Source organism: Mesorhizobium sp. M7A.F.Ca.US.006.04.2.1 (genome assembly GCF_004022915.1).
In the GTDB taxonomy this organism is placed as follows: Bacteria; Pseudomonadota; Alphaproteobacteria; order Rhizobiales; family Rhizobiaceae; genus Mesorhizobium; species Mesorhizobium ciceri.
On record NZ_RZQA01001212.1, the window covers coordinates 1 to 1,387 of the forward strand.

Consider the following 1,387-nt stretch of genomic DNA (forward strand, 5'->3'; position numbering starts at 1 on the left):
GAATGCCCGCCGCACCGAGGTGCTGAAGCTGCAATCGGCGGCGCGCAATTCGCTGGAATGGTTCGAGGAGGTCGAGCGCTATCTCGGCCTCGATCCGGTGCAGTTCAACTATTCGCTTTTGACCCGCTCGCAGCGTATCAGCCACGAGAATCTGCGACTGCGCGATGCCGAATGGCTTGAAAGCGCGGAAGAATGGTTCCAGCGCCAGGCGGGCGCCGGCGGCAACAGCCTGCGCCGCGCGCCGATGTTCGCGCCGTTCAAGCTGCGCGACATGAGGCTGCAGAACCGCGTCGTCGTTTCGCCGATGGCGCAGTACAAGGCTGTCGACGGCTGTCCGACCGACTGGCATTTCACCCACTACGCCGAGCGCGCCAAGGGCGGCGCCGGCCTCATCTATATCGAGATGACCTGCGTCAGCCCCGAGGGGCGCATCACGCCCGGCTGTCCCGGCTTCTACGCGCCCGAGCATGAGGTGGCGTGGAAGCGGCTGGTCGACTTTGTCCATACCGAAACCGAAGCCAAGATCTGCGCCCAGATCGGCCATTCCGGCGCCAAGGGCTCGACCCGGCTTGGCTGGGAGGGCACTGACGTGCCGTTGGTCTCAGGCAATTGGCCTGTGATGGCGGCCTCGGCGGTCGCGTGGTCGCCGCAGAATCAGGTGCCGAAGGCGATGGACCGCGCCGACATGGACCGCGTGCGCGACGAATTCGTGGCGTCCACCGAGATGGCCGATCGTTGCGGCTTCGACATGCTCGAAATCCACGCCGCGCATGGCTATCTCTTGTCGTCCTTCATCACGCCGGTCACCAACCGGCGCACGGATGAATATGGCGGTTCGCTGGACAATCGCATGCGCTATCCCCTCGAAATCTTCCGCGCGGTGCGCGCCGCCTGGCCGGCGGAGAAGCCGATCTCGATGCGCATTTCGGCCAATGACTGGGTCGGCATCGAGGGCGTGACGCCGGCCGACGCGGTCGAGATCGCGCGGCTGCTGCATGAGGCCGGCGTCGACATCTGCGATGTCTCGGCAGGCCAGACCTCGGCACTGGCCAAGCCTGTCTATGGCCGCATGTTCCAGACGCCGTTTTCCGACCGCATCCGCAACGAGGTCGGCATGGCGACGATGGCGGTCGGCAACATCTACGAGCCGGACCATGTCAATTCGATCCTGATGGCCGGCCGCGCCGACCTGGTGGCGCTGGCGCGGCCGCATCTCGCCGATCCCTACTGGACGCTGCATGCCGCCGTCACGCTCGGCGACCGCGGTGTCAAATGGCCTGATCCCTATCTGCCCGGACGCGACCAGCTCTACCGTCTGGCCGAGCGCGACGCCGCAGCGGGGCTGAAAGTATGACGGCCGCCGCGACGATACCCGGCAAGCATGCGC

At 66.1% G+C, this 1,387-nt stretch carries 1 pseudogene; it reads left to right on the top strand.

Annotation, left to right across the window (positions count from 1 at the left end):
* Window positions 1-1,354: pseudogene (locus tag EN925_RS35900) on the top strand (bifunctional salicylyl-CoA 5-hydroxylase/oxidoreductase); the annotation flags it as partial.
* Between the last annotated feature and the right edge of the window lie 33 nt (window positions 1,355-1,387).